The 25,063-nt window shown below is 71.1% G+C and carries 24 protein-coding genes; 6 read left to right on the top strand and 18 right to left on the bottom strand.

All coding sequences use genetic code 11. The annotated features are described in order from the left end of the window. Positions 1–74: 74 nt before the first annotated feature. Together G6N37_RS04260 and fmt are read right to left on the bottom strand one after the other, a co-directional pair. Entirely contained in the window at positions 75–1,463 is a 1,389-nt protein-coding gene (locus G6N37_RS04260; protein WP_163676370.1) for an RsmB/NOP family class I SAM-dependent RNA methyltransferase, read from the bottom strand. Continuing rightward, entirely contained in the window at positions 1,460–2,392 is a 933-nt protein-coding gene (gene fmt / locus G6N37_RS04255; RefSeq protein WP_163676367.1) for a methionyl-tRNA formyltransferase, read from the bottom strand. Before fmt ends, G6N37_RS04260 begins: the two co-directional genes overlap by 4 nt. Before the next feature lie 170 nt (positions 2,393–2,562). Here fmt and G6N37_RS04250 point away from each other — a divergent pair, with 170 nt between their 5' ends. Beyond that, a complete protein-coding gene (locus G6N37_RS04250; RefSeq protein ID WP_163676364.1) occupies positions 2,563–3,375 on the top strand; it encodes a class I SAM-dependent methyltransferase in 813 nt (270 codons plus the stop codon). 4 nt (positions 3,376–3,379) lie between these two features. On the opposite strand, the gene G6N37_RS04245 is transcribed toward G6N37_RS04250, so the two are convergent. From G6N37_RS04245 to G6N37_RS04235, 3 genes are all read right to left on the bottom strand, one after another. Then, positions 3,380–3,868, bottom strand: a complete 489-nt coding sequence (locus G6N37_RS04245; RefSeq protein ID WP_163676361.1) for a MarR family winged helix-turn-helix transcriptional regulator — start codon at positions 3,866–3,868, stop codon at positions 3,380–3,382. A 128-nt stretch (positions 3,869–3,996) separates the two neighbouring features. Next, complete coding sequence (locus G6N37_RS04240; protein ID WP_163684589.1) at positions 3,997–5,952, bottom strand: primosomal protein N'; 1,956 nt, start codon at positions 5,950–5,952, stop codon at positions 3,997–3,999. Positions 5,953–6,069: 117 nt separating this feature from the next. Beyond that, complete coding sequence (locus G6N37_RS04235) at positions 6,070–6,804, bottom strand: lysoplasmalogenase (protein WP_174813908.1); 735 nt, start codon at positions 6,802–6,804, stop codon at positions 6,070–6,072. Between G6N37_RS04235 and G6N37_RS04230 the strand changes: the two genes are divergently transcribed. The 3 genes from G6N37_RS04230 to G6N37_RS04220 are packed head-to-tail and all read left to right on the top strand — an operon-like array spanning position 6,803 to position 10,257. After that, positions 6,803–7,765, top strand: coding sequence for an alpha/beta hydrolase (locus tag G6N37_RS04230; protein ID WP_163676358.1), 963 nt, complete (start codon positions 6,803–6,805; stop codon positions 7,763–7,765). The two genes, G6N37_RS04235 and G6N37_RS04230, sit on opposite strands and share 2 nt — an antisense overlap. A 22-nt stretch (positions 7,766–7,787) precedes the next feature. Next, on the top strand, positions 7,788–8,753 hold the full coding sequence (locus tag G6N37_RS04225; protein WP_163676356.1) for an alpha/beta hydrolase: 966 nt from the start codon (positions 7,788–7,790) through the stop codon (positions 8,751–8,753). 10 nt (positions 8,754–8,763) lie between these two features. Next, positions 8,764–10,257 (top strand): flavin-containing monooxygenase, encoded by a 1,494-nt coding sequence (locus G6N37_RS04220; RefSeq protein ID WP_163676353.1) that lies wholly within the window; start codon positions 8,764–8,766, stop codon positions 10,255–10,257. On the opposite strand, the gene metK is transcribed toward G6N37_RS04220, so the two are convergent. From metK to mihF, 5 genes are all read right to left on the bottom strand, one after another. Next, positions 10,254–11,465: a methionine adenosyltransferase gene (gene metK / locus G6N37_RS04215; protein WP_163676350.1), complete on the bottom strand. Its 1,212-nt coding sequence runs from the start codon at positions 11,463–11,465 to the stop codon at positions 10,254–10,256. The two genes, G6N37_RS04220 and metK, sit on opposite strands and share 4 nt — an antisense overlap. A 98-nt stretch (positions 11,466–11,563) precedes the next feature. Beyond that, positions 11,564–12,811, bottom strand: coding sequence for a bifunctional phosphopantothenoylcysteine decarboxylase/phosphopantothenate--cysteine ligase CoaBC (gene coaBC / locus G6N37_RS04210; RefSeq protein ID WP_163676345.1), 1,248 nt, complete (start codon positions 12,809–12,811; stop codon positions 11,564–11,566). A 14-nt stretch (positions 12,812–12,825) separates the two neighbouring features. Further along, positions 12,826–13,152 (bottom strand): DNA-directed RNA polymerase subunit omega, encoded by a 327-nt coding sequence (rpoZ, locus tag G6N37_RS04205; protein WP_083173981.1) that lies wholly within the window; start codon positions 13,150–13,152, stop codon positions 12,826–12,828. 55 nt (positions 13,153–13,207) lie between these two features. After that, positions 13,208–13,867, bottom strand: a complete 660-nt coding sequence (gmk, locus tag G6N37_RS04200) for a guanylate kinase (RefSeq protein ID WP_163676342.1) — start codon at positions 13,865–13,867, stop codon at positions 13,208–13,210. 48 nt (positions 13,868–13,915) lie between these two features. Beyond that, positions 13,916–14,230, bottom strand: coding sequence for an integration host factor, actinobacterial type (mihF, locus tag G6N37_RS04195; RefSeq protein ID WP_046185993.1), 315 nt, complete (start codon positions 14,228–14,230; stop codon positions 13,916–13,918). 467 nt (positions 14,231–14,697) lie between these two features. Here mihF and G6N37_RS04190 point away from each other — a divergent pair, with 467 nt between their 5' ends. Continuing rightward, a complete protein-coding gene (locus G6N37_RS04190) occupies positions 14,698–15,120 on the top strand; it encodes a TOBE domain-containing protein (RefSeq protein ID WP_163676339.1) in 423 nt (140 codons plus the stop codon). A gap of 33 nt (positions 15,121–15,153) precedes the next feature. Here G6N37_RS04190 and pyrF read toward each other — a convergent pair whose 3' ends face one another. The 8 genes from pyrF to G6N37_RS04150 form a co-directional block, all read right to left on the bottom strand. Further along, the gene (pyrF, locus tag G6N37_RS04185) at positions 15,154–15,981 is read right to left on the bottom strand and encodes an orotidine-5'-phosphate decarboxylase (RefSeq protein WP_163676336.1); all 828 of its coding nucleotides are present in this window, start codon (positions 15,979–15,981) and stop codon (positions 15,154–15,156) included. Next, positions 15,978–19,343, bottom strand: coding sequence for a carbamoyl-phosphate synthase large subunit (gene carB / locus G6N37_RS04180; RefSeq protein WP_163676333.1), 3,366 nt, complete (start codon positions 19,341–19,343; stop codon positions 15,978–15,980). The genes pyrF and carB overlap by 4 nt, the downstream gene beginning before the upstream one ends. After that, on the bottom strand, positions 19,343–20,479 hold the full coding sequence (carA, locus tag G6N37_RS04175; RefSeq protein WP_163676317.1) for a glutamine-hydrolyzing carbamoyl-phosphate synthase small subunit: 1,137 nt from the start codon (positions 20,477–20,479) through the stop codon (positions 19,343–19,345). Before carA ends, carB begins: the two co-directional genes overlap by 1 nt. Further along, the gene (locus G6N37_RS04170) at positions 20,476–20,985 is read right to left on the bottom strand and encodes a PH-like domain-containing protein (RefSeq protein WP_163676302.1); all 510 of its coding nucleotides are present in this window, start codon (positions 20,983–20,985) and stop codon (positions 20,476–20,478) included. Before G6N37_RS04170 ends, carA begins: the two co-directional genes overlap by 4 nt. Next, positions 20,982–22,286 (bottom strand): dihydroorotase, encoded by a 1,305-nt coding sequence (locus G6N37_RS04165; protein ID WP_163676299.1) that lies wholly within the window; start codon positions 22,284–22,286, stop codon positions 20,982–20,984. Before G6N37_RS04165 ends, G6N37_RS04170 begins: the two co-directional genes overlap by 4 nt. Then, positions 22,283–23,242: an aspartate carbamoyltransferase catalytic subunit gene (locus tag G6N37_RS04160; RefSeq protein WP_163676296.1), complete on the bottom strand. Its 960-nt coding sequence runs from the start codon at positions 23,240–23,242 to the stop codon at positions 22,283–22,285. Before G6N37_RS04160 ends, G6N37_RS04165 begins: the two co-directional genes overlap by 4 nt. Continuing rightward, entirely contained in the window at positions 23,239–23,802 is a 564-nt protein-coding gene (gene pyrR / locus G6N37_RS04155; RefSeq protein ID WP_163676293.1) for a bifunctional pyr operon transcriptional regulator/uracil phosphoribosyltransferase PyrR, read from the bottom strand. Before pyrR ends, G6N37_RS04160 begins: the two co-directional genes overlap by 4 nt. A gap of 266 nt (positions 23,803–24,068) precedes the next feature. Further along, the gene (locus G6N37_RS04150) at positions 24,069–24,497 is read right to left on the bottom strand and encodes a cellulose-binding domain-containing protein (protein ID WP_163676290.1); all 429 of its coding nucleotides are present in this window, start codon (positions 24,495–24,497) and stop codon (positions 24,069–24,071) included. A 174-nt stretch (positions 24,498–24,671) separates the two neighbouring features. Between G6N37_RS04150 and G6N37_RS04145 the strand changes: the two genes are divergently transcribed. Further along, positions 24,672–25,022, top strand: coding sequence for an STAS domain-containing protein (locus tag G6N37_RS04145; RefSeq protein ID WP_163676287.1), 351 nt, complete (start codon positions 24,672–24,674; stop codon positions 25,020–25,022). The last annotated feature ends 41 nt before the right edge of the window (positions 25,023–25,063 follow it).

Raw genomic sequence — 25,063 nt, 5'->3', positions numbered from 1 at the left:
GTCCATCAGTCGCCTTCGCGCTACCCCGCTTCGCGGCGCAGCGCGGCGGCGGCCCGTCCATCAGTCGCCTCGCGCTACCCCGCTTCGCGGCGCAGCGCGGCGGCGAACATGGCGTCGGTGCCGTGCCGGTGCGGCCACAGCTGAACATGCGGCCCGTCCCCCAGCCCGGTGACGGGCTCGAACAACGGCCGGGTGTCCAACTCGCACACCGGGTGCCGGCGCAGCGCGTCGGCGACCACCCCGACGGTCTCGGCGAGGTGGGGCGAACAGGTCGCGTAGAGCACCACACCGCCGGGCCTGGTCAACGCGATCGCGGCGCCCAGCAGCTCGCGCTGCAGGCTGGCGAGCACCGGCACGTCGGCCGGCTGGCGCCGCCAGCGCGCCTCCGGCCGGCGCCGCAACGCGCCCAGACCGGTGCACGGCGCGTCGACCAGCACCCGGTCGAAGGTCGGCTCGAGTCCGGTCTGCCGCCCGTCGACCCGCAACACCTCGACCGGTAGGCCCCTGGTGTTCTCGGCCACCAGGTCGGCGCGGCGGGGCGCCGGCTCCACCGCCGTGACGCGGGCCCCGGATCCCGCGCCGAGCGCGGCCAGCAGCGCGGTCTTGCCACCCGGTCCGGCGCACAGGTCCAGCCACCGGCCGGCGTCGCCGTCGACCGGGGCCAGCGTCAGCGCGCGGGCCACCAGCTGGCTGCCCTCGTCCTGGACCAGCGCGGCGCCGTCGCGCACCGGCGCCAGCCGCCCAGGGTCGCCGCCCGGCAGGTACACCGCATAGGGCGAATACCTGCCGACCGTGCCGCCCACGGCCTCGGCCAGCTCCGCGGCGGTCAGCACGCCGGGGCGCGCCGCCAGATGCACCTGCGGCCGTTCGTCGTCGCTGGCCAGCACCGCGTCGAGTTCACCGGCGTCCGCTCCCAGCGCGTCGGCGAAGGCCTGCGCGATCCAGCGCGGGTGCGCGTGTACGAAGGCGGCATATCCGACCGGATCCCGCGACTGGTCGGGGGCCAGCTCCTCGACCCAGGACTTCTCGTCCCGGGCGGCGATGGCGCGCAGCACGCCGTTGACGAAACCCGCTCGAGCCGAATCGAATTCGATCCCCGCCTGCTCTACCGTGGTGGACACCGCGGCGTACGTGTCCACCCGCGTGCGCAGCAACTGGTAGGCGCCCAGCCGCAGCAGGTCGAGCAGCACCGGGTCGATGGTGTCCGTCGGGCGGCCTGCGGCCGCGCCGATGACGGCGTCGAGCAGGCCCCGGGTCCGGCAGGCGCCGTAGGTCAGCTCGGTGGCGAACGCGGCGTCGCGGCCGCTGATCCCGCGTTCGCGCAGCAGGGCGGGCAGGGCCAGGTTCGCGTACGCGTCACGCTCGCTGACCGCCCGCAGCACGCCGAACGCGGCGGCCCGCGCGGGGTCGAGCGGCCGGCGCCGCCTGCCGCGCCCGCGGTCCGGCGGTCGGGGCGGGCTCATGTCGCGCGCGCCGGGGAGTCGAGTCGCGCGCCCCGCGCCCAGTCGACGGCATTCATGAGTTTCTTTCCGGGGGGCTGTATTTGGCCCAGGCGCACGGCTTGCGAACCCGTCCCGATCCACACGTCCTTGCGGCCGACGTGAAGTGCGCCGGGCGCCAACGGCTCCGGGGCGTCCGGGGCGATGCGCACCGGGCCGAGCTTGATCCGCAGCTCGCCGATCATCGTCCAGGCGCCCGGATTGGGCGTGACCGCGCGGATCCGCCGCTCCACGACCAGCGCCGGCAGGTCCCAGCGCACCCGGGCTTGCTCGACGGTGATCTTCGGCGCGACGCTGACGCCCTCGACGGGTTGCGGCCGGGGCGACAGCGTCTGGTCGGCGATGCCGTCCAGCGTGGTCGACAGCAGGGCCGCACCCGAAACGGCCAGGCGCTCCAGCAACTCGCCGGCGGTGTCGGTTGGCCGGATCGTCTCGGTGACGACGCCGTAGATGGGGCCGGAGTCCAGGCTGGGCTCGATCCGGAACGTGGTCGCCCCGGTGATGGCGTCCCCGGCCGCGATGGCCGCCTGGACCGGCGCCGCTCCGCGCCAGGCCGGCAGCAGCGAGAAGTGCAGGTTGATCCACCCGTGCGGGGGAACCGCGAGCAGGCCGTCGCGCAGCAGCGCGCCGTAGGCCACGACCGCGCAGCAGTCCGGCGCCAGCTCCGAGAGTTCGGCGACGAACTCTGGCGCGTTCGGCCGGGCCGGCCGCAGCAGCGGGATGCCACGGTCGAGCGCCTCACGGGCCACCGGCGAGGGCTGCGGCCTGCCGTGCCGACCGACGGCGGCGTCGGGCCGCGTCAGCACGGCGATCACCTCGTGCCGGGGCGAGTCGATGAGACGACGCAGCGCGGGCAGCGCGGGTTCGGGGGTGCCGGCGAAGACAAGACGCACCGGCCCAGTCTAGGAAGACGAGCACGCCGTCCGACCGTAAGTTGCGCACGTTTATTATTTCTAATGCATACTATTGCTAGTAATCATTGACCTGTGCGGTGACCGCACTGCCGTGCTGGTGACAACGAGGTCGACTGGGCAGCCCTTTCCTGACCCCTCAAGGAGGTCCGATGACTCTCGACACCACGATCAGCGACGCCGCTCCCCACCGCGCGGTGTGGGCGCTCGGCGACTACGCCCTGATGGCCGAGGAAGTGATGGCCCCGCTGGGCCCGGTCCTGGTCAAGGCCACCGGCCTGGGTCCGGGAGTGCGGGTGCTCGACGTCGCGGCCGGCTCGGGCAACATCTCGCTGCCGGCCGCCGCGACGGGCGCCACGGTCGTTTCCAGCGACCTGACCCCCGAGCTGCTGCAGCGCTCGCGGGTCCGGGCAGCGGCACAGGGCCTGAAGATCGACTACCGGGAAGCCAATGCGCATGCGCTGCCCTTCGGCGACGGCGAGTTCGACGTCGTCATCTCCGCGATCGGCGTGCAGTTCGCGCCGGACCAGCAGCGGGCCGCCGACGAACTGGTCCGGGTCTGCCGGCCGGGCGGGACGATCGGCCTGATCAGCTGGACCCCGGACGGGTTCTTCGGCCGGATGCTCGCCACCATCCGGCCGTACCGGCCCAGCCTGTCGCAGGCGGTGCCGCCGGCCGCGCTGTGGGGACGCAAGGGCTATGTCACCGCGCTGCTCGGCGAGCGGATCGGCCGGGTGAGCGCGGTGCGGGGAATGCTCGAAGTGAACCGGTTCGACAGCGCCGAAGCGGTGCACGCGTACTTCAAGAACCACTACGGCCCGACGATCGAGGCTTACGCGAACATCGGCCACAACCGCGTGCTGGCCGCCGAGCTGGACGCCCAACTCGTCGAACTCGCTGGGCAATACCTCGCCGACGGGGCGATGAACTGGGAGTACCTGCTGGTCACCGCCGAGAAGCGCTGACCGGCTAGAGATCGATGTCGGCGTCCAGGTGCACGTCCGGCTCGCCGCCGGCGGCGGTGAACGCGGTCAGTGCCCGCACCAGCCCGTGGCGCTCGGGCGGCGGCATCTTCTCCACAATCGTCGCGATTTCGGCGCGCCGGTAGGAGGTGACCTGGCGAACCACCTCCCGCCCCCGCTTGGTCAGCGCGGCCAACAGCTCGCGCCGGGAGGTCGGGTGCGGCAGCCGGTCGATCAGCCCGGCCGCGACCAGCCGGTCGACCATCCGGCCGGTGGCCGATGGTTGCACGCCAAGCAGGCCGGCCAGCGTGGCCAGGTTGACCGGGCCCCGGTTGGACAGGATCACCAGCGTCCGGAACTGCGGAATGGTGATCGTCTCGTCCACTTGACCGATGGAGCGCGCCGAGATGGCGACCAGCAGGCGGGAGGCCGTCAGCAACGCGTCGGTGATCACATCCAGCGACTCGTCCGCCGTCGTCGCGTTGTCCGCTGCCATGTCGGCCCTTCTCCGGATCATTCCCGGCCTATCGGCGGCTAAAGAACAGGAAGTGTAACAACCTTCCACTGAAGTAGTCAGGAACTATTTCCGACGCATACTATCCGCTCGGGCAGCACTTAGCGAGGTCACCCGATGTGCAGTGGATCGATCTGCACGCGGACCGGCTCGTGGGATTGGCGGGCGGACAGCACGCTCACGCCGCGCCGCAGCGCCGCGGCCAGCGCCAGACCCTGCTCGCGGCGGGCCCGCACCAGCATTCTGGTCACCGGCACACCGGCCGGCGTCCCCGGCGGGCGGCGCACGCCGGCCGGCAAATCCACCGGCCCCAGCACGTCGGCCCCCTCCGGCAACCCGGCCTCCTCGAGCAGCGCCGCCACCGCCTCGGCCGCGCCGTCCAGGGCCGCCATGTGCACGCTCGGGGGCAGGCCCAGTTCGGCCCGGGCCGCCAGATCGGCGTCGGCGTGACCCACCGGATCCCAGCGGATCAGCGATTGAACTGTGGGAATGGATGATTCGGCCACCGCCAGCACCACCCCGCCGTCGCCGCGGGCGCGCACCAACGCCGCGGCGGTCATCCAGCGCCACAGCGCGTCCTCGGCGGCGCGCAGGTCCTGCCGGCCCAACAGCGCCCAGGTGTCCAGCAGCAGCGCCGCCCCGTAGCCGCCCGACGCGGCGGGCTCCGCCCCCGGAGTGGCCACCACCAGCGCCGGCGCGGCGGCGACCTCCGGCACGACGCCGTCCCCGGACGAGGTGATCACGGCGGTACCGGGAAAAGCGCGCCCGAGTTCCTCGGCGGTGCGCCGCGCCCCGACGACCACGGCGCGCACCGCGTCCGACCCGCAGCGCGCGCAGCGCCGGTTCGGGTCGATTCGCCCGCACCACCGGCAGACCAGCGCGGGGCCGCCCTCCCGCGGCGACTCGGCCAGCGACAAGGGACCCGTGCAGTGCCGGCACCTCGCGATGGCGCGGCAGCGCGCGCAGGCCAGCGACGGGACATACCCGCGCCGCGGCACCTGCACCAGCACCGGCGCCCCGGCCTGCAGCGACGAGCGGGCGGCGCGCAGCGCGATGGACGGGATGCGCGCGGTGCGCGCGGCGGGGTCGCGTTCGTCGGCGTAGCCCGTGTCGTCGAGCGCGACCACCCGCGGCGTCCGGGCGCGCACCACCGCCCGGGCGGCGACGATGTCGTGCGCCCATCCGCTGCGCACCAACGCCTGCGCTTCGGCGGTGCGTGCATAGCCCCCGATCAGCGCCGCGCACCGCGCCTGGTGCGCGCGCAGCATCGCTACCTCGCGAGCGTGCGGGTACGGCGCCCGCGGCTCCGACAGGCTGTCGTCGGCGTCGGCCCACACCATGACGAGACCCAGGTCGCTCAGCGGCGCGAAAACCGCACTGCGAGTGCCGATCACCAGCCGGGCCTGACCGCGCAGCGCGGCCAGCCACCGCCGGTAGCGGGCGGCCGGCCCCAGCCCGGCCGAGAGCGCCACCGCGCCGCTCTCGTCGATGCGCGCGGTCGCCGCCCGCCACAGCGTGTCCAGGTCGCGCTGGTCGGGCACTATCGCCAGCACCGCGCGCCCGGCGCGGATGGTCTGCGCGGCCGCCTCGGCGAATCGGTCCGCCCACGACTCCCCCGGCAGCGCCTGCCACACGGCCCGGGCGGCCCGAGACTCGGCCAGGGCGTCGAGGAACTGGGCGCCCCGGCCGTAGGACGCCCAGGCCGCCGGGTCCACGGGCGCGGGCACCGGCAGCCGGTGCGCCGTCGCCGGTTCCCGCTCCACCCGGGCATGCCGGGCCGGCACCGCCAGGCGCAGCACGTCCGGCCGGGTGCCGGCGTAGCGCGCCGCCACCGCGTCGACCAACCGGCGGATCTCGGGGGTCAGCACCGGCTCGGCCGACACGACGCGGTCCAGCCAGCCGAGCTTGCCGGGGTGGTCGGTGTCGTTGCGGCGCTCCAGCACGAACGCGTCGACCAGCCGGCCGTGAAACCGCACGCGTACCCGCACCCCCGGCTGAGCGTCGTCGGACTGCTCGGCCGACACCAGGTAGTCGAACTCGCGGTCCAGGTGCGGCACCGAGAGCATGGGCAGCACCCTGGCGATGGGTTCGACCTGAACGGCAGTGTGAGCGCTGCTCGTCACGGCGTCCTCGGGCCGCGAAATATGCTGTTGCTCAATGAATTACCGTCCGAACCCGAACGGTCAGGTTTCGTCCGGCCCTGCGGCGCCGGCGTCGGCCGGTGCCGCACGGCCGAAGAAGAACCCCGCCGTCATCAGGATGAGCGCCGCGGCGTACGACCACCAGATCGGCACGGCCAGCGCCTCGTTGCCCAGGATGAAGCGGCCGATGGCGATCAGGGAATCGGACGCCGCGAAACACACCGCGCCCACCGCCGTCCAGATGGTCGGCAGCCGCGCCACCAGCGCGGCGCACACCATCGCGGTCAGCACGACGATGTAGGCCGTCACCGGAAGCGCCAGCTTGTTCAGGTGCGGCCAGAACCAGGCCAGCAGAGCGGCGGTGGCCACGCACATCGCGACCACGGCGGCGATGCGCAACTTCGACGGGCGCCTGGCCGCCAACGGCACCAGTGCGCCCAGGAAACACAAGTGCGCCACCAGGAATGCGGCCAGGCCCACGACGAAAGACTGCGTCCACCACGGGATCGCCAGCGCCCAGTCGCCCACGGCCGACAGCAGCAGCGCCGGCATCAGCCACCGCCGCTCGCGGACGATGGCGTGGCCCACCGCCGCGGCGGTCAGCAACAGCGCCATCGACGCCTTGAACAGCGGCTGCAGCACCCAGTGCCCGGTCAGCTCGGTCCCCGGCGGCGAACCCAGCGCCAGCACCGTCAGATAGATGCCATAGCCGAGGGCCGCCCAGCCGGCCACCACCCAGCCGCCGGCCACCAGGCGAGGTGCGTACGGTACGTCCATGCCCAGCTTGGACAACACAGCCGACGAAAAGCCCGCGATCGACCCCATCCTGCAGAAGGTACTGGATGCGGTTCCCTTCCGGCTATCCACCGACGACGGTGTTGACGCGGCGCGCCAGCGGTTCCGTGACCTGCCCCGCCGGCCACTGCATCCCGAGCTGCGGGTCGAGGACCGGGACATCCCCGGCCCGGCGGGATCGATTGGCGTCCGGATCTATTGGCCGCCAAGCCATTCCGAGCGCATAGCCTCGCCCGTCGTGCTGTATTTTCACGGCGGCGGGTTTGTCGTGGGCGACCTCGACAGCTACGACGGCACGGCTCGCCAGCACGCGGTCGGCGCCGACGCGATCGTGGTGTCCGTCGACTACCGGTTGGCGCCGGAGCACCCCTACCCCGCCGCCGTCGAAGACGCTTGGGCCGCAACGCTTTGGGCCGCGGAGCATGCTCCCGCGCTGGGCGGTGATCCGAATCGGTTGGCGGTGGCCGGGGATTCGGCCGGCGGAACCATCAGCGCCGTGACGGCACAGCGGGCCCGGGACGGCGGCGCACCGGCCATCGCGTTCCAGCTGCTGTGGTACCCCTCGACGATGTGGGACGCCTCGCTGCCGTCCTTCACCGAGAACGCCGGCGCGCCGATCCTCGACGTCAAGGCCGTCGCCGAGTTCTCCCGTTGGTACGCCGGCGAAGTCGACTTGTCCGCCCCGCCACCGGCAATGGCGCCGGGACGGGCCCCGGACGTGTCCAACCTGCCGCCCGCCTACATCGCCGTCGCGGGCTATGACCCGCTGCGCGACGACGGCATCCGCTACGGCGAGCGGCTGGCCGCGGCCGGAGTGGCCGTCGAGGTGCACAACGCCGAGACGCTGGTGCACGGCTACCTCGGTTACGGCGGTGTGGTGCCCGCGGCCACGGCCGCGATGGAACGCGGGCTGGCGGCCCTGAGAAGCGGACTGCGCGGGTGAACCCGGAGCGTACGGTGAATTCATGACGGAGCCCTCATTCGCCCGACCGGGCATCGATCCGACGTTCAAGGCGCTGCTCGACGCCTTTCCGATGACCTTCAGCGCGGCCGACGGCGTGGAGGTCGCGCGCAAGCGGCTGCGGCTGCTCCAGGTGCCGCCCGAAATGCTGCCGGACCTGCGGATCGAGGACCGCACGATCGGTCACGGGGAGATCGCCGACCTTCCGGTGCGCATCTACTGGCCGCCCCTGGAACCCGAGGATGCGCTGCCCGTCGTCGTCTTCTACCACGGCGGCGGGTTCTGTCTCGGCGGCGTGGACACCCACGACCCCCTCGCCCGCGCCCACGCCGTCGGCGCCGAGGCGATCGTGGTGTCCGTCGACTACCGACTGGCCCCCGAGCATCCGTTCCCGGCCGCGGTCCACGACGCCTGGGCGGCGTTGCAGTGGGTCGCCGCGCACGCCGACGAGCTGGGCGGCGACCCCGGCCGCATCGCCGTCGCGGGCGACTCGGCCGGCGGCAACCTGGCCGCCGTGATGGCGCACCTGGCCACCCAGAACGACGGGCCGGCCCTCAGCTTCCAGCTGCTGTGGTATCCGGTGGTCACCGCCGATCTGTCGCTGCCCTCGCACACCGAGAACGCCAACGCGCCCATCCTGGACCGCGACGTGATCGACGCCTTCCTGTCCTGGTACCTGCCCGACATCGACATCAGCGACCCCGCGTCGCTGCCCGTCACGCTCGCCCCGGCGAACGCGGCGGACCTGTCCGGGTTGCCCCCCGCCTACATCGCGACCGCCGAGCACGACCCGCTGCGCGACGACGGCGCCCGCTACGCCGAACTGCTGGATGCCGCCGGCGTGCCCGCGGAGCTGAGCAACGAGCCCAACCTGGTGCACGGCTACGCCAGCTTCGCGTTGGTCATCCCCGCGGCCGGCGATGCCACCGACCGCGGGCTGGCCGCGCTGAAGAAGGCGCTGCACCCGTAGGCGGGCCCCGATGAGCAGCACTCCCGACTATCACACGCTGATCGTGGGCGCCGGCTTCTCCGGGATCGGCGCCGCCATCAAGCTCGACGACGCCGGACTGCCCGATTATCTCGTCGTCGAGGCGGGCGACGGGGTGGGCGGGACCTGGCACTGGAACACCTATCCCGGTATCGCCGTGGACATCCCGTCGTTCTCCTACCAGTTCTCCTTCGAGCAGAGCCCGGACTGGTCGCGCACGTACGCGCGGGGGCGCGAGCTCAAGGCGTACGCCGAACACTGCGTCGACAAGTACGGCCTGCGATCGCGAATCCGGTTGAACACCAAGGTGCAATCGGCCGAGTTCGACGACGAGCACGGCCTGTGGCGGGTGCAGACCGATCCCGGGGGCACGGTCACCGCCCGGTTCCTGATCAGCGCCTGCGGCGTCCTCACCGTCCCGAACCTGCCCGACATCGACGGCGTGGACACCTTCGGCGGCGTCACGATGCACACCGCGCGCTGGGACCACGACCAGGACCTGACCGGCAAGCGCGTCGCGATCATCGGCACCGGCGCCTCAGCCGTCCAAGTCATCCCCGAAATAGCCCCGATCGTCAAGCAGCTCACCGTGTTTCAGCGCACCCCGATCTGGTGCTTCCCCAAGCTGGACGTCGCGTTGCCCGCGCCGGCCCGGTGGGCCATGCGGGTCCCCGGCGGCAAGGTCGTGCAGCGGCTCCTCAGTCAGGCCTTCGTCGAAGTCACCTTCCCGATCTCCGCGCACTACTTCACGGTCGTGCCGCTGGCCAAACGGATGGAGTCGGCGGGGCTGGCCTATCTGCGCAAGCAGGTGCACGACCCGGCGGTGCGCGACCGGCTCACCCCGCGCTACGCGGTCGGCTGCAAACGGCCCGGATTTCACAACGAGTACCTGGCCACGTTCAACCGCGACAACGTGCGGCTGGTCACCGAGCCGATCGACAAGATCACCCCCACGTCGGTGGCCACCACCGACGGCGAAAGCCATGAGATCGACGTGCTGATCCTGGCGACCGGCTTCAAGGTGATGGACCCCGACGACATCCCGACGTTCGCGGTCACCGGAAGCGGCGGCAAATCGTTGAGCCGGTTCTGGGACGAGCACCGGCTGCAGGCCTACGAGGGCGTCAGCGTTCCCGGCTTTCCCAACCTGTTCACCGTGTTCGGACCGTACGGCTACGTCGGCTCGTCGTATTTCGCGCTCATCGAGACGCAGACCCACCACATCGTGCGGTGCCTGAAACGCGCCCAGCGCGACGGGGCGACGCGCGTGGAGGTCACCGAGGAGGCCAACGACCGGTACTTCGCCGAGATGATGCGCCGCCGGCACCGGCAGATCTTCTGGCAGGACAGCTGCCGGCTCGCCAACAGCTACTACTTCGACAAGAACGGCGACGTGCCGCTGCGCCCCACCACCACGGTGGAGGCCTACTGGCGCAGCCGGCGGTTCGACCTCGACGACTACCGATTCACCGCCGGTGCGCGCTAGACGGCGCGCTTGAGCTCGTCGACCTTGTTGAGCTGCTCCCACGGGAGCTCGATGTCGGTGCGGCCGAAGTGGCCGTACGCGGCGGTCTGCGCGTAGATCGGGCGCAGCAGGTCCAGGTCGCGGATGATCGCGCCGGGCCGCAGGTCGAACACCTCGGGAACGATCTTCTCGATCTTGACCGGGTCGACCGTGGCGGTGCCGAACGTCTCCACGAACAATCCCACCGGGGCGGCCTTGCCGATCGCGTAGGCCACCTGCACCTCGACCCGCTCCGCCAGCCCGGCGGCGACGATGTTCTTGGCCACCCAGCGCATCGCGTAGGCGGCCGACCGGTCGACCTTGGACGGATCCTTGCCGGAGAAGGCGCCGCCGCCGTGGCGGGCCCAGCCGCCGTACGTGTCGACGATGATCTTGCGGCCGGTCAGGCCCGCGTCGCCCATCGGGCCGCCGACGACGAACTTGCCGGTCGGGTTGATCAGCAGTCGCGTGGACGAGGTGTCCAGCGTGCCGTGCGCGAGGTCGTCGAGCACGGTGTTGAGCACCTTTTCCCGGATGTCCGGGGTCAGGGTGTTCTCCAGGTCGATGTGGGCCGCGTGCTGGGTCGAGATCACCACGGTGTCCAGCCGGACCGGCACGTTGTCTTCGTATTCGATGGTGACCTGCGTCTTGCCGTCGGGGCGCAGATACGGCAGCACGCCGTTCTTGCGCACCTCGGTCAGCCGCCGGGACAGGCGGTGTGCCAGCGCGATGGGCAGCGGCATCAGCTCGGGGGTGTCGTTGATCGCGTAGCCGAACATCAGGCCCTGGTCGCCGGCGCCCTGGGAGTCCAGCGGGTCCGCCGCGCCCTCGACGCGGGTCTCGTGGGCGGTGTCCACGCCCTGGGCGATGTCGGGCGACTGGGCGCCGATGCCGATGTTCACCCCGCACGACGCGCCGTCGAAGCCCTTGTCCGACGAGTCGTAGCCGATGTCGAGGATGCGGGCGCGGACGGTGTTGGTGATGTCGGCGAACGCCTCCTTGGCCGTCGTCGTCACCTCGCCGACGACGTGCACCTGGCCCGTCGTGACCAGCGTCTCGACCGCGACACGTGAGCGGGGATCCTGGGCCAGCAGGGCATCGAGGACCGAGTCGCTGATCGCGTCACAGATCTTGTCGGGATGTCCCTCAGTCACCGACTCACTGGTAAACAGGCGACCATTTTCGCTCACAATCTCAACCCTTCCAACTAATTAGTTAACCGAATTATATCGGCAGGCATCGGGCCGGCCAGCACCTGGCCTGGCGCCGCAGGAAAACCGAAACCGTACTACCCGCCGCCGTGCAGGAACGCGGCGATCGCATCCACGATACGACTGGCCATCAGCGTCTTGGAACCGTGCTGCAGCGCGGACTCGGTGCCGTCGGACGCCAGCAGCCACCCGTCGTTGCTGTCCACCTCGAACGCCCGGCCGTCGCCGACCGCGTTGACCACCAGCAGGTCGCACCCCTTGCGGCGCAGCTTGGCCCGGGCGTGGAAGAGCACATCGCCGTTGGCGTCACCCGTTTCCGCGGCGAACCCGACGATGGCCCGCATGTTGGGCAGCTCGCCGTGGGCGCGCGCCCGCACCGCGCCGGCCAGCACGTCGTCATTGCGCACCAGCTCGATCAGTGGCGGCGCGTCTTGATCGTTTGGGCCCTTTTTGATCTTGGCGGCGGAAACCTGCGCGGGCCGGAAGTCGGCGACGGCCGCCGCCATCACCAGCACGTCGGCCGCGGGGGCGTGCTTGGCCACCGCGTCGCCGAGCTGCTCGGCGGAGCTGACGTGGACCACCTCGACGCCGGCGGGGTCGATCAGTCCGGCGGTGTGCCCGGCGATCAGCGTGACTTCGGCGCCGCGCTGGGCGGCGACGCGGGCCACCGCGTAGCCCTGCTTGCCCGAGCTGCGGTTGCCGATGAAGCGCACCGGGTCGATCGGTTCGCGGGTGCCGCCGGCGGTCACCAGGACCTTGCATCCCGCGAGGTCGTAGGGAAGCGCGTCGTGGCGTTCCAGCAGCAGCTCGGCCAGGGTGGTGATCTCCTCGGCCTCGGGCAGCCGACCCGACCCGCTGTCGGTACCGGTGAGCCGGCCGGACGCCGGTTCGAGCACGACCGCCCCGCGGCGCCGCAGGGTCGCCACGTTGTCGACGGTGGCCGGGTGCAACCACATCTCGGTGTGCATCGCCGGCGCGAACAGCACGGGACACCGTGCCGTGAGCAGGGTCGCGGTCAGCAGGTCGTCGGCGCGGCCGTGCACCGCGCGGGCCAGCAGGTCCGCGGTGGCCGGCGCGACCACGACCAGGTCGGCCTTCTGGCCGAGCTGGACGTGCGGCACGTCGGGGACGTTCTCGAAAACCCCGGTGTGCACCGGCTGGCCGGACAGCGCCTCGAACGTGGCGGCCCCGACGAACCGCAGCGCGGATTCGGTGGGGATGACCCGGACCAGATGACCGGCCTCGGAGAGCTGGCGCACGACCGTGCACGCCTTGTAGGCGGCGATGCCACCGGAGACGCCGACGACGATCCGTTTACGGTCCACCGGCGCTGCCCTGTTTACTCGCCCTCGGTGTGCTCGAGCAGGTCGGCGTGAATTTCGCGCAGCGCGATCGACAGCGGCTTCTCCTGAAGGCCCGGCTCGACCAGCGGCCCGACGTATTCGAGGATGCCCTCGCCGAGCTGGTTGTAGTAGTCGTTGATCTGGCGGGCCCGTTTGGCCGCGTAGATCACCAGCGCGTACTTGCTCGACACGCGGTCCAGCAGTTCGTCGATGGGCGGGTTGGTGATGCCCAGCGGTGTGTCGTAGACGCGCTGGCCCCCGGCCGACGGGTCGAAGCGGTCGGGAACGGCGGCCAACGCCGCGTCGGACTGCGGAATAGTCACTTAGGTCAATCTCCTTGGCGGATCAGAGCGGCTGGTACCGCCGGCGATTCGAAGCTCAATCTCGATCGGATGTGGTCTGGCCCGGCGGGTCATGCGGAGCCGGCGCAGAATTCACCAGCAAGGATACCAATTCCGCGCACGCGGACTCCAATTGACTGTTGACCACGACCTCGTCGAAGTCGTCCTGGGCCGCCATCTCGACGCGGGCGGTCTCGAGGCGACGGCGCATCGCCTCCGGCGTTTCGGTGCCGCGGCCGACGAGTCTGGCCTCGAGGTCCTGCCAACTGGGGGGCGCCAGGAACACGGTGACGGCCTCGGGCATCGCCTTCTTGACCGCCCTGGCGCCGGCGAGGTCGACCTCGATGAGGACCGGGATGCCGGCGGCGGCGGCGGTCCGGACCGGCTCGGCCAGCGTGCCCGAGCGGTGCAGTCCACCGTGGATCTCGGCCCATTCCAGCAGCGCGCCGTCGTCGATGAGCTGCTGGAAGCGGGCGGGGCTGACGAAGTGGTAGTCGACGCCGTCGACCTCGCCCGGCCGCGGCGATCGCGTCGTGGCCGAGACGGAAAAATGCAGGTCGGGAACCCGCTCGCGCAGGCAGCGGACCACGGTCGACTTGCCGACCGCGGAGGGACCGGACAGCACGACCACGCGCCCCTTACCTGGTGGTGCGGGACGCGTGCCGTGCTCGACGTCCGGTCCCCCGCCGGCGCTCACAGGCGCTCCCGGGCCGGTGCGCCCACAGGGCGGGTCGGCCGAGGCCGGTTAGGAGCCGAACTTTTCCAGCAGGGCCTTGCGCTGGCGATCGCCGAGGCCGCGCAGGCGGCGGGTGGGGGCGATCTCCAGCTCGGTCATGATTTCCTGCGCTTTGACCTTGCCCACCTTGGGCAACGCCTCAAGCAGCGCGGAAACCTTCATCTTGCCCAGGACTTCGTTGGTCTCGGCGTCCTTGAGCACCTGGGTGAGGTTGGTGCCGCCGCGCTTGAGCCGGTCCTTGAGCTCTGCTCGCGCTCGACGTGCGGCAGCCGCCTTCTCCAACGCGGCCGCGCGCTGCTCGTCGGTCAACTGGGGAAGGGCCACGATTCCTCCGTATCTGATCAATCACTGTCAATCGATCTCTTTTTTGTCTCTGCCGGGTACTTCAGCCAGCGGAGACGACCGTACTCAGGCCTCCTGACGAAATCTAACCCGACCCCCTGGTTAAGGGGACAAACTCCCAGCATGAGCCCGCCGGGTGGCCCGAAAAAGCGGCCCGCCGGGGGTCGCCGGCGGCGGCCGGGCCCGGCGGCCTGCCGAGGGTCCGACCGCGGCAGCGGGTCGGCATTTCGGCGCTCTGAGCTGCGGTTTTGTAGCTTCGGGCCGGCATCGGGCCGCCGCGGGAGCGGCGACGAACGCCGGCGGAGGACGGCCAAAACGCCTCGTGCCGGGCGTCACGCATTTTCCGTCGCGTGTCGCGCGTGTCGCGCCGCGCCGCTCGGGCGTGGCCGCGATCGGGCGCGGATTGCTGTACGACGTCCGGCTAACACTCGCCGGGTTACCATCGAACGGTGTCCAACCTGCGGATCCGTCAGGCCGCTGAGCTGCTCGGAGTCAGCGACGACACCGTCCGGCGTTGGATCAACCAGGGATCGTTGGCGGTCGGTCACGACGCCGCCGGCCGCAAGGTCATCGCCAGCGAGGACCTGGCCCGGTTTTCCCGGACCAACGCCCCCGCCCCGCCGCCGGACCCGCTCAGCATCGGCAGCTCGGCCCGCAACCGCTTCGTCGGGCTGGTCACCAAGGTCACCAGCGACACGGTGATGACCCAGGTGGAGATGCAGTGCGGCCCGTTCGCCGTGGTCTCCCTGATGAGTACCGAAGCCGCCGAGGAGCTGCAGTTGCGGCCCGGCAGCGTCGCCGTGGCGGTCGTCAAAGCCACCACCGTGATCGTGGAGACCGCCCGGCCCAGCACGGCCGTCACGTCGGACTGACGCCCCGGGGCCGCCGCGCACGCCCGGAGGGCGCTAGGGGGCTCTCAGGTAGGCGACGGCGTCCAGCATCCGCTCGCCGGCCGCCCGCAGTTCGGTCACGCCGGGTCCCGCGCGCAGCACCTCGCGGGCCACCGCGGGCAACAGCTGCCCGGGATCCGCCCCGCCCAGCCCCGCGAGGGCCTCTGGCCGCCCGCCCTGCACGCCCAGGCCCGGCACCAGCACGGGTCCGCCCAGCGCGCTGAGGTCGGGCGCCTGCAGGACGGTCGCACCCACCACCACGCCGACGTAGCCGGGGCCGGACGGCGCGGCGGACTTGTTCACCACCGCGGCCTGGTCGACCACCAGCTGGGCCACCGTGCGCCCGTCGAAGGCGGCCCGCTGGACGGTCGCGCCCTCGGGGTTGGACGTGGCGGCCAGCACGAACACGCCCCGATCGTGGGCCGCGGCGGCCTCGAGCAGCGGCCGCAGCGAGCCGAACCCCAGGTAGGGCGAGGCCGTCACGGCGTCGGCGGCCAGCGGCGAGTCACCCGCCCAGGCGGTGGCGTAGGCCGCCATGGTGGTGCCGATGTCTCCGCGCTTGGCGTCGGCCAGCACCAGCACGCCGGCCGATCGCAGGGCCGCGATGGTGCGTTCGAGCACCGCGAACCCGGCGGCGCCGTAGGCCTCGAAGAACGCCACCTGCGGCTTGACGACGGCGAAACCGGCGAAGGCCTCGACGCAGATGTCGCAGAACGCGGCCAGCCCGTCGGCGGTGGCCGGCAGATCCCAGGCGCGCAGCAGCTCGGGGTGCGGGTCGATGCCCACGCACAGCGGGCCGCGCTGCGCCTTGGCCTCGGCGAGCCGGAGACCGAACCCCGTCACCGGGGGCCTTCCCCGGGCGCGGCGCCCTGGCCCATCAGGCTGTGCAGTTCTTGCAGGGACCGGACGCCGATGTCGCCGCGGATGCCCGCCTCGATGCCCTGGATGGCGGCGGACGCGCCCTGCACGGTCGTGACGCACGGGATGTTGACCGAGACCGCGGCCGAACGGATCTCGTAACCGTCGATGCGTGGGCCGGAGTTGCCGTAGGGGGTGTTGATCACCATGTCGACCTCGCCGGCCTTGATCGCGTCGACGGCGGACACCGCCGGGCGGCCCGGCTGCGGCGGCTCGAAGTGTTTGCGCACCTCGTCGCAGGGAATCCCGTTGCGGCGCAACATCTCCGCGGTGCCCTCCGTGGCCAGGACGCGGAAGCCCAGGTCGGCCAGGCGCTTGACGGGGAACACCAGCGACCGCTTGTCCCGGTTGGCGACCGAGACGAAGATGGTGCCCTCGGCGGGCAGCGACCCGTAGGCGGCGGTCTGGCTCTTGGCGAAGGCGCTGCCGAAGTCGCGGTCGATGCCCATCACCTCGCCGGTCGATTTCATCTCCGGGCCGAGCAGTGAATCGATGGCGGCCCCGTCGGCGCGGCGGAAGCGGTGGAACGGCAGCACGGCCTCCTTGACCGCGATCGGAGCGTTCGGGCCCGCGTGGGCGCCGTCCCCGGACGCCGCCAGCATGCCCTCGGCGCGCAGCTGGGGAATGGTGGCGCCCAACATGATCCGGGCGCACGCCTTGGCGAGCGGGATCGCGGTGGCCTTGGAGACGAACGGGACGGTGCGGCTGGCGCGCGGGTTGGCCTCCAGGACGTAGAGCACGTCGTCCTTCAGCGCGTATTGCACGTTGAGCAGGCCGATCACCCCGATGCCGTGCGCGATGGCCTCCGTCGCGCGGCGCACCTTCTCGATGTCGCTGCGGCCCAACGTGACCGGCGGCAGCGCGCACGCCGAGTCGCCGGAGTGGATGCCCGCCTCCTCGATGTGCTCCATGATGCCGCCGATGTAGACCTCGCTGCCGTCGCACAGCGCGTCGACGTCGATCTCCACCGCGTCCTCGAGGAAGCGGTCGACCAGCACCGGGTGCTCGGGCGACAGCTCGGTGGCGCGGGTGATGTAGCCCTCGAGCGTCTCGTCGTCGTAGACGATCTCCATGCCGCGGCCGCCCAGCACGTACGACGGCCGCACCAGCACGGGGTAACCGATCTCGTCGGCGATCCGGCGGGCCTGCGCGAAAGTCGTCGCCATGCCGTATTTCGGCGCGGGCAAGCCGGCGCCGGCCAGCAGGTCACCGAAGGCGCCGCGGTCCTCGGCCAAATCGATCGCCTCCGGCGGGGTGCCCACGATGGGGACCCCGGCGTCGGCCAGGCGCTGGGCCAGGCCGAGCGGGGTCTGGCCGCCCAGCTGCACGATGACTCCGACGACGCCCGGGCCGTCGCCGGCGGACCGGCTTTCGGCGCGGAACACCTCCAGGACGTCCTCGAAGGTGAGCGGCTCGAAGTACAGCCGGTCGGCGGTGTCGTAGTCGGTGGACACCGTCTCCGGGTTGCAGTTGACCATCACGGTCTCAAAGCCGGCCTGGCTCAACGTGGTTGCCGCGTGCACGCAGCTGTAATCGAATTCGATGCCCTGGCCGATCCGGTTTGGTCCCGACCCCAGGATCAGCACCTTGGGCCGCTCGGCCTGCGGGGCCACCTCGGTCTCGGCGGCAGGGTCGAGCTCGTAGCTGCTGTAGTGGTAGGGCGTCCTGGCCTCGAATTCCGCCGCGCAGGTGTCCACCGTCTTGTACACCGGGTGGATGCCCAACCGCGAGCGCAGCGAGCGCACCCCGTTCTCCCCCGCCAATTCCGGCCGCAGCGCGGCGATTTGGCGGTCCGACAGCCCGCTGTGCTTGGCCCGCCGCAGCAGGTCGGTGTCGAGGACCGGGGCGTCCACCAGTTCGGTGCGCAGCTTGCCCAGCTCGCCGATCTGGGCGAGGAACCACGGGTCGACACCGCTGGCCTCGGCGACCTGCTCGACCGACGCGCCGAGCCGCAGCGCCAGCTCGATGTCGTAGAGCCGACCCTCGGTCGGGGTGCGCAGCCGGTCGAGCACCTCGTGGACGTCCCCGTCCGGGTCCGGCTTGGTCCAGAAACCCGCGCGGGTGGTCTCCAGCGACCGCATCACCTTGCCGAGCGCCTCGATGAAGTTGCGGCCCAACGACATCGCCTCGCCGACGGACTTCATCGTGGTGGTCAGGGTGGGGTCCGCCCCGGGGAACTTCTCGAAGGCGAACCGCGGCGCCTTCACGACGACGTAGTCGAGGGTGGGTTCGAAGCAGGCCGGCGTCTCCTTGGTGATGTCGTTGACGATCTCGTCGAGGGTGTACCCGATGGCCAGCTTGGCGGCTATCTTGGCGATCGGGAAACCGGTGGCCTTGGAGGCCAGCGCGCTGGACCGCGACACCCGCGGATTCATCTCGATGACGACCAGCCGGCCGTCGCGCGGGTTGACCGCGAACTGGATGTTGCAGCCGCCGGTGTCCACCCCGACCTCGCGCAGGATCGCGATGCCCAGGTCGCGCATCCGCTGGTATTCGCGGTCGGTGAGCGTCATGGCGGGCGCGACGGTGACCGAGTCGCCGGTGTGCACGCCCATCGGGTCGACGTTCTCGATCGAGCAGACCACCACCACGTTGTCGTGGCCGTCGCGCATCAGCTCGAGCTCGAATTCCTTCCAGCCGTAAATCGATTCCTCGATCAGCACGTTGGCGCTGGGCGAGGCGGCCAGCCCCGCGCCGGCCATCCGGTCGACCTCCTCGGCGGAGTACGCCATGCCCGAGCCGAGCCCGCCCATGGTGAAGCTGGGCCGCACCACGACGGGCAGCCCGAGTTCATCGACCGTCTCGCGGACCTCGTCCATGGTGAAACACACTCGGCTGCGGGCGGATTCACCACCAACCTTGGTGACGATGTCCTTGAACATCTGCCGGTCCTCGCCGCGCTGGATGGCGTCGATGTCGGCGCCGATGAGCTCGACGCCATAGCGCTCCAGCGCCCCGTTCTCGTAGAGCGCGACCGCGGTGTTGAGCGCGGTCTGCCCGCCCAGCGTGGCCAGCAGCGCGTCGATCTTGTTGCCGCGCTCGGCCTGCTGGGCGATCACCCGCTCGACGAACGCCGCGGTGATGGGCTCGACGTAGGTGTGGTCGGCGTACTCCGGGTCGGTCATGATCGTCGCCGGGTTGGAGTTGATCAGGCTGACCTGCAGCCCCTCCGCCCGCAGCACCCGGCACGCCTGGGTGCCCGAGTAGTCGAACTCGGCCGCCTGGCCGATGACGATCGGCCCCGACCCGATCACCAGCACGTGCTTGAGGTCACTGCGCCGCGGCACTAGCGCCCCCTTTCGCTCTGTTGGGCGGCCATCAGCTCGACGAATTGGTCGAAAAGGTATTCCGCGTCGTGTGGGCCGGCGGCGGCCTCCGGGTGGTATTGCACCGAGAACGCCCGCCCGTCGGCGAGTTTGACGCCCTCGACCACCCCGTCGTTGGCGCAGGTGTGGCTGACGACGGCCGGACCGAACGGCGTGTCGAAGGACTGGCCCGCCTCGCCTTCCAGTGCGAAGCCGTGGTTCTGCGCGGTCACCGCCACCCGCCCGGTGGCGTGATCGATGACCGGGATGTTGATGCCGCGGTGGCCGAAGACCATCTTGTAGGTGGACAGGCCCAGCGCCCGGCCCAGGATCTGGTTGCCGAAGCAGATGCCGAACAATGGGATGCCCGCGCCCAGCACCTCGCGGGTGAGGGCGACGACGTGGTCGGCGGTGGCGGGGTCACCGGGGCCGTTGGACAAGAACACGCCGTCGGGTGAGATGTCGGCGATCTGGCCGAAGCTCGTCGACGAGGGCAGCACGTGGCTGCGGACGCCGCGGCGGGCGAAGTTGCGCGGGGTGTTGGTCTTGATACCCAGGTCCAGCGCGACCACCGTGAACCGGTGCTGCCCTTCCGGTTCGACGATGTAGCGCTCCGGGGTGCTGACCTCGCCGGCCAGGTCGGCCCCCAGCATCGACTGCTGCCCCCGCACCCGCTCCACCAGTTCGGCCGGGTCGGCGAGCGCCGCACCGGAAAACACCCCCGCCTTCATCGAGCCGCGGGTGCGCAGGTGGCGCACCACCGCCCGGGTGTCGATGCCGGCGATCCCGACGATGTGCTGGCGCACCAGCTCGTCCTCCAGGGTGCCGGTGGCGCGCCAGTTGGACGCGCGCGGCGACGGGTCGCGCACCGCGTAGCCGGCGACCCAGATCTTGTCGCCGCGGCTTTCGGCGTCCTCGGCGTTCCAACCGGTGTTGCCGATCTGCGGCGCGGTGGCCACCACGATCTGCCGGTGATAGCTGGGATCGGTCAGCGTCTCCTGGTAGCCGGACATGCCGGTGGAAAACACGGCCTCACCGAGGGTTTGGCCGACCTTGCCGAACGCCGTGCCGGTGAAGACACGCCCGTCCTCGAGTACGAGCAGTGCTTTGTCGTTCACGCGGCTCCCTCCTGCTGGGACTCCAGCCACTCGGTGTATTCGTCGCGGTGATTCGCCCGAAACCCGGTATCGATCTCGACTCCCGATGGCATCCGCCAGCGAATCGCCAGAATCCCGATCCGGGCCACGGCCCTGCCTCCCATGCTGCGCTCCATACGGATACCGGTGATCAAGTCTTGCGGAATCCAAATCGGTTGGGCCCGTTGACGTTCCACCATGATCCCCTCGGCGTAGCGGGTCAGCACCGCCTTGCTGCGAAAACCCAGATCGCCGGAGGTGATCCGCTCGTTCCATCCCGGCGCGATCATGGAACCGCAATAGTGACCGCGGGTGGTGATCAGCACCGCGCCCACCTGGTCGGGCAGGTCGGGCAGGTCGCCGATCAGCTCCGCCTGCCGCTCCGAGCGACGCCGCCAGCTCCGCATCATCAGCTGGATCACCACCGCGATCACCACCACCAGCACGGCCGCGAAGATCAGCGATCCCACCAGCGTGCCTGAATTCATGCCGGGCACTTCCCGTCCCGAGCCGTGACCTTCCCGCGCAGCAGGGTCGCCGTCACGGTGGCGGGCAGGGCCATCGACTCGAATGGCGTGTTGGCCGACCGGCTGGCCAGATCGGACCCGGCGACGGTCCAGGTGGCGTCGGGGTCCACCACCGTCAGGTTCGCCGGCTCGCCCACCTCCAGCGGGCGGCCGTGATCGGGCAGGCCGACGATGGCCGCGGGCTTTTCACTCATCACCCGGGCGACGTCGCGCCAGCTCAACAGCCCGGGCGCCACCATGGTCTGCACCACGACCGACAGTGCGGTCTGCAAGCCCAGCATGCCGGGGCGCGCCGCGGCGAACTCCACGCACTTCTCGTGCTCGGCGTGCGGGGCGTGGTCGGTGGCCACACAGTCGATGACGCCGTCGGCCAGGGCCTGGCGCAACGCGACCGCGTCGGCGGTTTCCCGCAGCGGCGGGTTGACGCGATTGCGCCCGTCGTAGCTGGCCAGTCTGCTGTCGTCGAGCAACAGGTGATGCGGGGTGACCTCGGCGGTGATCGAGATGCCTTGCCCCTTAGCCCATTTCAGGAGATCGACGGTGCCCGCGGTGGACGCGTGGCAGATGTGGACGCGGGCACCGGCGTCGCGCGCCAGCAGCGCGTCGCGGGCGACGATCGATTCCTCGGCGGCCCGCGGCCATCCCGAGAGTCCCAGCCGGGCGGCCGCCGGCCCCTCGTGGGCGACGGCGCCGACGGTCAGCCTGGGTTCCTCGGCGTGCTGGGCGATGAGCACCCCCAGCCCGGTGGCGTACTCGAGGGCGCGGCGCATCACCAGCGGGTCGTGCACGCAGACGCCGTCGTCGGAGAACATCCGGACCTGCGCGGCCCCGGCCGCCATCATGCCCATCTCGGTGAGTTCGGTGCCGGCCAGCCCGACCGTCACGGCGCCGACGGGGTGCACGTCGACCAGGCCGACCTGCTGACCGCGGTGCCAGACGTGATCGGTGACCACCGGGCTGTCGGCGACCGGATTGGTGTTGGCCATCGCGAACACGGCGGTGTAGCCGCCCAACGCCGCTGCGGCCGAGCCTGTTTCGATGTCCTCGGCGTATTCGCGGCCCGGCTCGCGCAGGTGGGTGTGCAGGTCGACGAACCCGGGCAGCAGCACGTGGCCCGTCGCGTCGATGACGTCGGCGGTGTCGGGGATTTCCAGCTTCGGCCCGATCGCGGCGATCTGGCCTTCGAAGCCGGGACTGCCGACCAGCACGTCGACCCGGTCGCCCTCGCCGTACAACCGGACCCCACGGATCAGCACGCTCATGCCGCCCCCTCGTTACCGGCCGACTCGGCGCCCACCAGCACGTGGAACAGCACCGCCATCCGCACGTGTACACCGTTGGAAACCTGTTGCAGCACGGCCGATTGCGACGAGTCGGCCACCGACGACGCGATCTCCATGCCGCGCAGCATCGGACCGGGGTGCAGCACCACGGCATGTCCGGGCAGCATCGCCTGGCGGCGATCGGAAAGCCCGTAGCGGGAGGAGTATTCGCGCACCGACGGGAAGAAGCCGCCGTTCATCCGCTCGGCCTGCACCCGCAGCATCAGCACCGCGTCGGCGGCCGGCAGCTCGGCGTCGAAGTCGCCCGAGACGGTGACCGGCCAGCCTTCGACCCCGGCCGGCAACAGCGTCGGCGGCGCGACCAGCACCACCTCGGCGCCCAGGGTGTTCAGCAGCATGACGTTGGAGCGGGCGACCCGGCTGTGCAGGATGTCGCCGACGATCACGATGCGCCGGCCCTCGATGCCGCCGAGGCGCTGACGGATGGTCAGCGCGTCCAGCAGCGCCTGCGTCGGGTGCTCGTGTGTGCCGTCCCCGGCGTTGATCACCGAGGGGCCGGAGTCGTCGTCGGCGCACGTCCAGTCGGCGAGCAGGTGGGCCGCACCGGACGCCGGATGGCGGATGATCAGCGCGTCGGCGCCGGCCGCCCGCAGCGTCAGGGCGGTGTCGCGCAGCGACTCGCCCTTGCCCACCGACGATCCGGCCGCGCTGACGTTGATCACGTCGGCGCTCATCCACTTGCCCGCCACCTCGAAGGACACCCGGGTACGGGTGGAGTTCTCGTAGAACATGGTGATCACCGTGCGGCCGCGCAGGGTCGGCAGCTTCTTGACCTCGCGGCCCACCAGCGCTTCGGCGAACCGGTCCGCGTCGTCGAGGATGGCGGTGGCCTCGTCGCGGCTGAGGTCGCCGGCGGCCAGCAGGTGGCGCGTCATCGCGAGATCACCACCCCGTCGCGCCCGTCCTGCTCGCTGAGCAGCACGTGCACGCTCTCGCTGCGGGAGGTGGGGACGTTCTTGCCGACGTAATCGGCGCGCAGCGGCAGTTCGCGGTGACCCCGGTCGACCAGCACGGCCAGCTGCACCACCCGTGGACGGCCGACGTCGCGCAGCGCGTCCAGCGCCGAGCGCACGGAGCGCCCGGAGTACAGCACGTCGTCGATGAGGATCACCAGCGCGTCGTCGATGCCGCCGGCCGGGATCGAGGTGACCTCCAGCGGCCGCGGCGGCTTCTGCATCAGGTCGTCGCGGTACAGGGTGATGTCGAGGGCGCCGTGGCCGACCTCCACCCCGCTGTATTCCGCGATGTTGGTGGCCAGTCGCGTGGCCAGGATCACGCCGCGTGTCGGGATGCCCAGCAGCACCACGCGCGGCGCGTCGGGGGCGTCCAGCGCGGTCTTCTCGATGATCTGATGCGCGATACGGGAAATGGTGCGACTCACGTCGGCCGCCGACATCAACTCGCGGCCGGTGCCGGTGTCACCCGCTGCACCCATGCGAAACCTTGACCTCCTTCTCCGCCTCGCCGGACGGATCGTTAAAGGATGTCGACTGCCCGGCAGCGTAGCACTTGTTCGAAAGCGCGCGGCGCGAGGCACGACCGGCGTCGCGGTCGAGCACCCGGGCCGCCACACCCGCCCCAGCCGTCGCACCGCAAGTGGGGCCGCGTGGCCCCCGCCTCACCGCGGGCACCCTCCCGCTTGCGGAGGACGACAGCGTGCCGCGGTACCGCGCGGAACTGGGCGTCGGTGCGCGGCCGCCGCTAGGTGCAGGGATACTGCCCGTTGAGCACGCAATTCGACGGTGGCGAGAAGGAACCGATCACCACGCCTCTCACGCCACCTGTGGCTGAACCACCGGGTGCAATGCTGCGATTCCAATTCGCGGGGGTGAGCACGTAGTGGGTGCCCGACTGGGTGACGGTGCTGTTCCACGTGTGCAGGACGGATTGTCCGGCCGGCATGTCGAAGTCGAGCCGCCAGTCGGTCAGCGGCACCGCGCTCAAGTTGGTGACGGTGAAGTTCGCGATGAAGCCGGTCTGCCACGCGTGTTCCACCGACAACGTCGCCGTGGCCGCGGCCGCGCGAGCCGCGGGAGTGGCGGCGAGTCCGGGGATGGCGACCAGCAATGCCGACACCGTTGCGTGAAGCGCTGTGCGCCAGCGCTTCACGCGATTGTTCGGTCCGGACATAGCAGCCAACACTAAAGCCAAACAGGCGGTGTCGGGCCGCGCACCGCGGGTACGCTGCAGTACCTTTGCTCAACCGAAACCGTCATGAAATCTTGCCGTGGCGGCCCACCGCGGCCGGCGCGTCACGGACCGGTTGGTCGGTCGTCGCGGGCAGGCAGTACGGTTCGGATCGTCATGAGCGAGGAGTTCTGGGTCAACCGCCGCGATGCCGGTGAGGCGGTGATCCTCGAGGTCAGCGGTGCGGTGGACATCATCACCGCGCCCTCGCTCGCGACGCAGATCGACGTCGCCCTCTCCGGCACGCCCGCGGTGCTCGTCATCGACCTCACCGGGGTGAACTTCCTGTCCTCCGCGGGCATCACCGTGCTGGTCGAGGTGCAGCGCCTGACCCAGGACAGCCCGACCTCGCTGCGGGTGGCGGCCCAGGGCTCGGCCACCAGCCGGACGCTGCGCATCGTGGGCCTCGACGAGTTCATCGAGCTCTATCCCACCGTGGACGACGCGCTGGAAGGGCGACAGCCCTAGTGTGACGTCCGCGCGCCCCGGGCCCGACGCTAACGTGATTC

Origin of the sequence: Mycobacterium seoulense, assembly GCF_010731595.1 — a bacterium.
GTDB classification, from domain to species: domain Bacteria; phylum Actinomycetota; class Actinomycetes; order Mycobacteriales; family Mycobacteriaceae; genus Mycobacterium; species Mycobacterium seoulense.
This window is presented reverse-complemented; position numbering and strand designations above follow the sequence as displayed.